Source organism: Pseudomonas fontis (genome assembly GCF_028656955.1).
Lineage (GTDB): Bacteria > Pseudomonadota > Gammaproteobacteria > Pseudomonadales > Pseudomonadaceae > Aquipseudomonas > Aquipseudomonas fontis.
In genome coordinates this window covers 1-8,425 of the sequence record NZ_JAMDGY010000126.1, presented here as the reverse complement: position 1 = coordinate 8,425, position 8,425 = coordinate 1, and the positions used below count along the sequence as shown (strand labels likewise).

The 8,425-nt window shown below is 63.5% G+C and carries 8 protein-coding genes; 5 read left to right on the top strand and 3 right to left on the bottom strand.

Features of this window, described 5'->3' with window-relative positions; all coding sequences use genetic code 11:
- Positions 1–90 precede the first annotated feature (90 nt).
- The 3 genes from M5G11_RS26650 to aspA form a co-directional block, all read right to left on the bottom strand.
- Positions 91–1,089 (bottom strand): asparaginase, encoded by a 999-nt coding sequence (locus M5G11_RS26650; protein WP_273912360.1) that lies wholly within the window; start codon positions 1,087–1,089, stop codon positions 91–93.
- 64 nt (positions 1,090–1,153) lie between these two features.
- The gene (locus M5G11_RS26645; RefSeq protein WP_273912361.1) at positions 1,154–2,569 is read right to left on the bottom strand and encodes an alanine/glycine:cation symporter family protein; all 1,416 of its coding nucleotides are present in this window, start codon (positions 2,567–2,569) and stop codon (positions 1,154–1,156) included.
- Positions 2,570–2,927: 358 nt separating this feature from the next.
- Entirely contained in the window at positions 2,928–4,352 is a 1,425-nt protein-coding gene (gene aspA / locus M5G11_RS26640; protein WP_273912362.1) for an aspartate ammonia-lyase, read from the bottom strand.
- A 178-nt stretch (positions 4,353–4,530) separates the two neighbouring features.
- Here aspA and M5G11_RS26635 point away from each other — a divergent pair, with 178 nt between their 5' ends.
- The 5 genes from M5G11_RS26635 (at position 4,531) to M5G11_RS26615 (ending at position 8,151) form a co-directional block, all read left to right on the top strand.
- Positions 4,531–5,442 carry a LysR substrate-binding domain-containing protein gene (locus tag M5G11_RS26635; protein ID WP_273912363.1) on the top strand — a complete coding sequence of 304 codons (912 nt, stop codon included), beginning with the start codon at positions 4,531–4,533 and terminating at the stop codon, positions 5,440–5,442.
- A gap of 202 nt (positions 5,443–5,644) precedes the next feature.
- A complete protein-coding gene (gene purE / locus M5G11_RS26630; protein WP_273912364.1) occupies positions 5,645–6,136 on the top strand; it encodes a 5-(carboxyamino)imidazole ribonucleotide mutase in 492 nt (163 codons plus the stop codon).
- A gap of 10 nt (positions 6,137–6,146) precedes the next feature.
- A complete protein-coding gene (locus M5G11_RS26625; protein ID WP_273912365.1) occupies positions 6,147–7,229 on the top strand; it encodes a 5-(carboxyamino)imidazole ribonucleotide synthase in 1,083 nt (360 codons plus the stop codon).
- A 92-nt stretch (positions 7,230–7,321) separates the two neighbouring features.
- Positions 7,322–7,567, top strand: a complete 246-nt coding sequence (locus tag M5G11_RS26620) for a GlsB/YeaQ/YmgE family stress response membrane protein (protein ID WP_273912366.1) — start codon at positions 7,322–7,324, stop codon at positions 7,565–7,567.
- Positions 7,568–7,617: 50 nt separating this feature from the next.
- Positions 7,618–8,151, top strand: a complete 534-nt coding sequence (locus M5G11_RS26615) for a DUF3299 domain-containing protein (RefSeq protein ID WP_273912367.1) — start codon at positions 7,618–7,620, stop codon at positions 8,149–8,151.
- The last annotated feature ends 274 nt before the right edge of the window (positions 8,152–8,425 follow it).

Here is an 8,425-nt window from a genome sequence, read left to right as displayed (position 1 = left end):
AGGCTGCGCTGGAGCCCGGGAGGGCTCCCAAAAGCGGCGCCTGCGATGCAGGCGAGCGCAGCCTGACGGCAGCGGCTACATAGGCAGGGCTTAGCGCAGCTCGCCGATCAGGTCCAGCTCTACCCAGCGGCGCACGTCCTGCGTGGGCAAACCAGCCCCCAGCAACAGCTGAAGCTTGCCAAACGCCGCCTCCCGCGTCATTCCGCCGCCGGACAGCACGCCAGCCTGGCGCAAACGACTGCCGGCCTCATAAATATCCAGCTCCACGCCACCTTCATGGCACTGGGTGAGCGCCACCACAACGATGCCGCGTTGCTGGGCCCGTTCCAGCGAGGCCAGGAAGGCCGGGTTGTCACTCGGCCCGGTGCCGCTGCCAAAACATTCGAGGATCAGCCCCTGAATCCCGCTGTCGATCAGCGCATCAAGCAGTTGCGCCGCAATCCCCGGCACCAGCGGCAGCACCGTCACGTTGGCCAACGCCTTGGGCTGCCGGTAATCCAGCTGCGCCGGCAACGGCTCGGCATGCGCCGCACCGCCAAAGCGTTTCAGCGTCGCAAACGGATGCCGGCCATAGCTGCGCACCTTGGCACAGCGGCTCGGTGCGAGCAGTTCACCATGGAAGTACAGCTGAACGCCCTGTGCCACGCCGTCGGTCAAGGCTTGCAGGCTGCCGCCGAGGTTCTCCCAGGCATCGCTGTCGGCCACCCCGGCCGGCAACATCGAGCCGGTAAACAGCACCGGCACCGCCAGCCCGATCAGTTGGAAGCCCATGGCCGCAGCGCTGTAGGCCAGCGTGTCGGTGCCATGCAGCACCAGCACGGCATCGCAGCCATGCACCTGCACCGCATCAATGATTGCGGTGCGCAGGCGCTGCCAATAGAGGGGGGTCATGTTGGCGCTGTCGATCAGCGGGGCCAGTTCCTGGAACTGCCAGCTGGCCAGCGTCGATTGCCCGGCCAGTTGCTCACGCATGCGCTGCTCGAACCCCGAGGCCGGGGCCAGGCCGTTGGCGCTGGCCTGCATGCCGATGGTGCCGCCGGTGTACAGCACCATGATGTTGCGGGCGGGGTGGGTGACGGCCGGGTTCATGCGCAGTGCTCCGTGGTCGCTGTTCTTGGTAGCCGACCACAGTACGCCATCCCCCGGCAGGCTGTCAGCGCTTGGCGCTATCAGCCTCGCCCTTGGCGGGCCAGGCACGGGTGTCCAGGTCCAGGTCGGCGAACTTTGCCGAGTCGAACACCGGCGTGCGGATCCCGGCGTTGCGCTGGTCGTCGTAGTCGCGCAGCACGCGCATGGCGATCTTGAACAGCAGCGCCAGGGCGATCAGGTTCACAAAGGCCAGCAGCGTCATGGTGATGTCGGCGAAGGCGAACACGGTACCCAGGTTCTGCACCGCGCCCCAGAAGATCAACAGCAGCACCAGCGCGCGATAGCCCATCACGGCCTTGCGGTTGTCACCCACCAGGAAGCGCAGGTTGCTCTCGCCCAGGTAGTAGTTGTAGAGAATCGAGGTGAACACGAACAGCGCCAGGGCGACACTGATGAAGATCCGCCCCCAGTCACCCACCACGGCCGCCAGCGAGTTCTGCGTCAGGGCAATGCCGTCACCTTCGAAGCCAGGGGTGTAGAAGCCCGAGAGCAGGATCAGCAGCGCGGTGCAGGTGCAAATGATGAAGGTGTCGAGGAACACGCTGAACGCCTGGATCACGCCCTGTGCCACCGGGTGCTCGACCTGTGCCACGGCCGCCACGTTCGGCGCACTGCCCAGGCCTGCTTCGTTGGCGAACACGCCACGCTTCACGCCCATGACAATGGCGCTGCCGATCAAGCCACCGAACACCTGGTCCAGGCCGAAGGCGCTTCTGATGATGGTCATCAGCATGGCCGGGACCTGGTCGAACTGCAGCACGATCACGTAGAGGGTCACGGCGATGTAGGCCAGGGTCTTGACCGGCACCAGCAGGTCGGCCACCGAGGCGATGCGCTTGATCCCGCCCATGAACACCAGGCCCAGCAGCACGGCCAGGGCGATGCCGGTGTAGGTGGTGTCGAAGCCGAAGGCGTTGTTCAGCGAGTGGGTCACGGCATGGGCTTGCAGGCCGTTGAAGGCGAAGCCGAAGGTGATCAGCAGCAGGAATGCCATGAGCATGCCGACTTTGCGATTGCCCAGGCCATGTTCGATATAGAAGGACGGGCCACCGCGGTACTGGCCGTCGGCGTCGCAACGCTTGTACAGCTGGCCGAGGGTGCATTCGATGAAGCTGGTGGACATGCCGACCAGCGCGGTCACCCACATCCAGAACACCGCACCGGGGCCGCCGAGGGTCACGGCGATGCCGACACCGGCGATGTTGCCGGCGCCCACTCGGCCGGCAAGGCTGAGCATCAGTGCCTGGAACGAGCTGAGCTGTTCGCTGCTGCTGCGCAGGCTGTCGCGGAACACCGAGAACATGTGGGTGAAGTAACGCAGTTGAACGAAACGCGAGCGGATCGTGAAATAGCTGCCCAGACCGACAATCAGCACGATCAGTACCTTGCCCGACAGGAAGTCGTTGATGACTTCAAGCATGGAGTTTTCCTCGCTTTAATGGCTTTGCTGCATGCGGCGCGTGACGCCGGTACACAAGAGGGCGGGCACTATACCGATGCGAGGGCCGTACGTCTGCCTTGCCGTGGCTGAAATGCCCTTGTCGCATGGATTGCTACACCTGTAGTTGTAGCCGCTGCCGTCAGGCTGCGCTCGGCTGCAACGCAGGCGTCGCCTTTGGGAGCCCTTGCGGACTCCAGCGCAGCCTGGCGGCAGCGGCTACTTGCAAGGTGGGGGTCGAAAGCGGGGCATAAAAAAAGGGCCCTGGGACGAATCCCGGGGCCCTCAAAGGTGAGAGGTGTCTAGTCCCTCGACCTGGTGAGCGGTGGTACGGCGTGGGTTACGCTTTGAGCGGAACCAGACGCGGTGCAATCATGTTTTCCGGACGCAGGATGTCATTGAGCATCGCTTCGTCCAGCAGGCCTTCTTCACGCACCAGTTCCAGTACGCCGCGGCCGCTTTCCAGCGCGATACGGGCGATACGGGTGGCGTTTTCGTAGCCGATGTACGGGTTCAGGGCGGTGACCAGGCCGATCGAGTGCTCGACCAGTTCACGGCAGCGCTGTTCGTTGGCAGTGATGCCGACGATGCAGTGCTCGCGCAGCATGTCCATGGCGCGTTGCAGCAGGCGGATCGAGTCGAAGATCTTGTAGGCGATCAGCGGCTCCATCACGTTCAGTTGCAGTTGGCCGCCTTCGGCAGCGATGGTCAGGGCCAGGTCGTTGCCGATGATGGCGAAGGCCACCTGGTTGACGGCTTCCGGGATAACCGGGTTGACCTTGCCTGGCATGATCGAGCTGCCTGGCTGACGCGCTGGCAGGTTGATCTCGTTGATGCCGGTGCGTGGGCCGCTGGACAGCAGGCGCAAGTCGTTGCAGATCTTCGACAGCTTGACCGCAGTACGCTTGAGCATGCCGGAGAACAGCACGAAGGCGCCCATGTCGGAGGTGGCTTCGATCAGGTCGGCCGCCGGTACCAGCGGCTGGCCGCTGATCAGGGCCAGGCGCTGAACGGCCAGCATCTGGTAGCCAGGGTCGGCGTTGATGCCGGTACCGATGGCAGTACCGCCCAGGTTGATTTCGGTCAGCAGCTCTGGCGCCAGGGTACGCAGGCGGTTCAGGTCTTCGGTCAGGGTCGTGGCGAAGGCACGGAATTCCTGGCCCAGGGTCATCGGTACCGCGTCCTGCAGCTGGGTGCGGCCCATCTTCAGTACGTGGTTGAATTCCAGGCCCTTGGCCGCGAAGGCCTGGATCAGGCTGTCGAGGCTGGCCAGCAGGGCGTCGTGACCCAGCAGCAGACCCAGGCGGATGGCCGTTGGGTAGGCGTCGTTGGTCGACTGCGCCATGTTCACGTCGTTGTTCGGGTGCAGGTACTGGTACTCGCCCTTCTCGTGGCCCATTGCTTCAAGCGCAATGTTGGCGATCACTTCGTTGGCGTTCATGTTGGTGGAAGTACCGGCGCCGCCTTGGATCATGTCGACCACGAACTGCTCGTGGTAGTCGCCGCGGATCAGGCGGGCACAGGCCGCGCTGATGGCAGCGTGCTTGGCATCGCTCAGGTGACCCAGCTCACGGTTGGCGTCGGCAGCAGCCTGTTTGACCATGGCCAGGGCCACAACCATTTTAGGGTAGTGCGACAGCGGAACACCGGAGAGGTGGAAGTTGTTGGCAGCGCGCAGAGTCTGGATGCCGTAATAAGCATCAGCAGGGACTTCAAGGGTACCAAGCAGGTCTTTTTCGACGCGGAACGATGCAGCAGCGGACATGATGGATATCATCTCGATTTGGGCCCGGCACATGCCGGAATGCCGCCAATCCTAGGCCTGAGCAGATTTTGCGGCCAATGCTGTTGCGCGCTAACCTATGCACAAACGGCATAATGATTGATGTGACGCCTATCGACATTCGAGCGTGTTCCATTTTGGTGCATGCCTGGAGACCTTGATGAACCTCGAAAGCAAATGGCTGGAAGACTTCAGCGCCCTGGCCGCTACCCGCAGTTTCTCCCAGGCGGCCGAGCGCCGCTTCGTGACCCAGCCAGCCTTCAGCCGGCGGATCCGCAGCCTGGAGGCGGCACTGGGGTTGACCCTGGTGAACCGCTCGCGCACCCCGATCGAGCTGACAGCGGCAGGCCAGTTGTTCCTGGTCACCGCGCGTACCGTGGTGGATCAACTGGGTGAAGTGTTGCGCCACCTGCATCATCTTGAAGGCGGGCAGGGCGAAGTGATCCAGGTCTCGGCGGCGCACTCGCTGGCGCTGGGCTTCTTCCCGCGCTGGATCGCCCAATTGCGCAATGACGGCCTGAACATCGCCACGCGGCTGGTGGCCACCAACGTCGGGGATGCGGTGCACGCGCTGCGTGAAGGTGGTTGCGACCTGATGCTGGCGTTCTATGACCCGGACGCTGCCCTGCAGATGGATGCCGATATCTTCCCGTCGCTGCACCTGGGGCATACCGAAATGCTCCCGGTGTGCGCCGCCGGCCCGGATGGCAAGCCGCTGTTCGACCTCGAAGGCGAGGGTAGCGTGCCGCTCCTGGCCTACAGCGCCGGGGCGTTCCTCGGTCGTTCGGTGAACCTGCTGCTGCGCCAGCGCAACCTGCGGTTCACCACGGTCTACGAAACGGCCATGGCCGACAGCCTCAAGAGCATGGCCCTTGAAGGCCTGGGCATCGCCTGGGTACCGCGGCTGTCGGCACGGGCCGAGCTTGAACGCGGCGAATTGGTGATCTGCGGCGGCCTGCAATGGCATGTGCCGCTGGAGATCCGTCTGTACCGCTGCGCCCTGGTGCGCAAGGCCAACGTACGGCTGTTGTGGCGCAAGCTCGAAGGCGGTGGCAACCCGGCAACGCCTTGACTCAAAAGTCAGCCGAAACCCCCGAAAAATAAGGCCCGACAGTTGGTCGCCAGGGTGCATTAAACGCGCCGTTTTGCGATATACTGCGCGGCCTTCGGTCGGCTAGCCCGGCCCTAATTCGCATAACAAGCCACGCCGGTTGTCCCGCGTGGCTTGTTGTTTTTTGACGCGCCTGAAGGCGCCCAAGAGAAGAGGCTCGACGATGAGTGCACTGGTTGGCGTGATCATGGGCTCCAAGTCCGATTGGTCCACCCTTAGCCACACCGCCGATATGCTGGAAAAACTCGGCATTCCCTACGAAGTGAAGGTGGTCTCCGCCCACCGCACCCCGGACCTGCTGTTCCAGTACGCCGAAGAGGCCGAAGGCCGTGGCATCGAGGTGATCATCGCCGGTGCCGGTGGCGCAGCCCACCTGCCAGGCATGTGCGCCGCCAAGACCCACCTGCCGGTGCTGGGCGTTCCAGTGCAGTCGGCGATGCTCTCGGGCGTCGACTCGCTGCTGTCGATCGTGCAGATGCCCGCTGGTATCCCGGTCGCCACCCTGGCCATCGGCAAGGCGGGCGCGATCAACGCAGCCCTGCTCTCGGCGAGCATCCTGGGCGCCAAGCACCCGCAGTTCCATACCGTGCTGAAGCAGTTCCGCACTGAGCAGACAGACACGGTTCTGGACAATCCAGACCCGCGCCAGGCTTGAGGTCTCACGCATGAAAATCGGTGTTATCGGTGGCGGCCAATTGGGCCGCATGCTGGCCCTGGCGGGCACTCCGCTGGGCATGAACTTCGCTTTCCTCGACCCTGCGCCAGACGCGTGCGCTGCACCACTGGGCGAGCACCTGCGTGCCGACTACGGCGACCAGGACCACCTGCGCCAGCTGGCCGATGAAGTCGACCTGGTGACCTTCGAATTCGAAAGCGTCCCGGCTGAAACCGTGGCCTTCCTGTCGCAGTTCGTACCGGTCTACCCAAGCGCTGAAGCGCTGCGTATCGCCCGCGACCGCCTGTTTGAAAAAACCATGTTCAAGGACCTGGGCATTCCGACCCCGGCCTTCGCCGACATCCAGTCGCAAGCCGACCTGGACGCGGCCGTCGCCAGCATCGGCCTGCCGGCCGTGCTGAAAACCCGTACCCTGGGTTACGACGGCAAGGGCCAGAAGGTTCTGCGCACAGAGGCCGACGTTGTCGGCACCTTCGCCGAACTTGGCAGCGTAGCGTGCCTGCTCGAAGGCTTCGTGCCGTTCACTGGCGAAGTCTCGCTGATCGCCGTACGTGCCCGTGATGGCGAAACCCGCTTCTACCCGTTGGTGCACAACACCCACGACAGCGGCATCCTGCGCCTCTCGGTGGCCAGCGAAGACCACATGCTGCAAGGCCTGGCCGAAGACTACGCGACCCGCGTGCTCAAGCAGCTCGACTATGTCGGCGTGCTGGCGTTCGAGTTCTTCGAGGTCGACGGTGGCCTGAAGGCCAACGAAATCGCCCCGCGCGTGCACAACTCCGGGCACTGGACCATTGAAGGCGCCGAGTGCAGCCAGTTCGAAAACCACTTGCGTGCCGTCGCCGGCCTGCCGCTGGGCTCGACTGCCAAGGTCGGCGAAAGCGCCATGCTCAACTTCATCGGTGAAGTGCCGGCCGTGGCCAAGGTGGTCGCCATCGACGATTGCCACCTGCACCACTATGGCAAGGCGTTCAAGGTCGGCCGCAAGGTCGGGCACGCTACCCTGCGTTGCGACGACATGGTCACGCTGGAACAGAAGATCCAGCAGGTCGAGGCCCTTATCGGGGCTTGAGCGGAACCAATCCGACCAGGCGTCCCTCTGATGGCAGGATGCCAAAGCGCTGACTAGGCTTTGGCTAGTGCACTCAATTCAGAGGGATTGCCATGGGTATCATCGGAACCATCTTCATCGGCCTTATCGTTGGTCTGCTGGCACGCTTCCTCAAGCCCGGCGACGACAGCATGGGCTGGATCATGACCATCCTGCTGGGCATTGCCGGATCGCTGGCGGCCACGTACGGCGGGCAGGCACTGGGTATCTACCAGGCGGGTCAGGCGGCTGGTTTCTTCGGCGCGCTGGTTGGCGCGGTCATCCTGCTGGTGATCTACGGTTTAATCAAAAAAAGCTGATTGCGCGATAGAATGCTCGGCAACTTCATTACTGGTTGCCGAGCTTTCGCATGCGCGCATTATTTCTGATTCCCCTGTTGCTGGTCAGTAGCCTGGCCCGGGCCGAGCTGCCCGAAACCGACTGGCTGGAGCTGATGCCCAAGTCGGACCAGAAAGCCCTGGAAGCCATGCCGGAGATCGACCACAACTCCCCGGAGGCCATGGGCACCTTTACCGACAAGGGTGGCATGAAGCAGGCCAAGGGTTTGCCGGCAGTGATGTATTCGACCAAGACGGTGGCGGCCATGAATGGCAAGCAGATCCGTCTGGGTGGTTATCCGGTGCCGCTGGAGACCGACAGCAAGGGCAACAGTACGTTGTTCTTCCTGGTGCCGTACCCGGGGGCGTGCATCCACGTGCCACCGCCGCCGCCGAACCAGTTGGTGCTGGTGCGTTATCCGAAAGGCTTGAAGCTGGACGATATCTATACGCCGCTGTGGGTCAGCGGGACGCTGAAGGTGGAGAAGGTCAGCAATGACCTGGCCGATGCGGCCTATGCGCTGGAAGCGGCGAAGGTGCGGGTGGTGGAGGATGCGGACCTCTGACCACTGGGAACAACTGCCCTGAATCTGTTGTTTGTGGGGGCTGGCCTAACAGCCCCGGCAAGACCGGCGCCATGTAGCCGCTGCCGTCAGGCTGCGCTCGCCTGCATAGCAGGCGCAGCCTTTGGGAGCCCTCTCGGGCTCCAGCGCAGCCTGTCGGCAGCGGCTTCTGACAACGCCTCTTTGGAGGCGATAGTTCTCGACTGATCATCGAGGAAGAGGAATGAAGCCGGGCAGCGGTAGGCTCTTGAGCCTGATCTCACTCAGGGAGCGACAG

What these genes read in the sequence shown, in the direction of transcription:
- M5G11_RS26635 (WP_273912363.1), top strand. Translation starts at nt 4,531, where the DNA reads ATGAACCTCGAAAGCAAATGGCTGGAAGACTTCAGCGCCCTGGCCGCT.
- M5G11_RS26620 (WP_273912366.1), top strand. Translation starts at nt 7,322, where the DNA reads ATGGGTATCATCGGAACCATCTTCATCGGCCTTATCGTTGGTCTGCTG.
- M5G11_RS26625 (WP_273912365.1), top strand. Translation starts at nt 6,147, where the DNA reads ATGAAAATCGGTGTTATCGGTGGCGGCCAATTGGGCCGCATGCTGGCC.
- purE (WP_273912364.1), top strand. Translation starts at nt 5,645, where the DNA reads ATGAGTGCACTGGTTGGCGTGATCATGGGCTCCAAGTCCGATTGGTCC.
- M5G11_RS26650 (WP_273912360.1), bottom strand. Translation starts at nt 1,089, where the DNA reads ATGAACCCGGCCGTCACCCACCCCGCCCGCAACATCATGGTGCTGTAC.
- M5G11_RS26615 (WP_273912367.1), top strand. Translation starts at nt 7,618, where the DNA reads ATGCGCGCATTATTTCTGATTCCCCTGTTGCTGGTCAGTAGCCTGGCC.
- M5G11_RS26645 (WP_273912361.1), bottom strand. Translation starts at nt 2,569, where the DNA reads ATGCTTGAAGTCATCAACGACTTCCTGTCGGGCAAGGTACTGATCGTG.
- aspA (WP_273912362.1), bottom strand. Translation starts at nt 4,352, where the DNA reads ATGTCCGCTGCTGCATCGTTCCGCGTCGAAAAAGACCTGCTTGGTACC.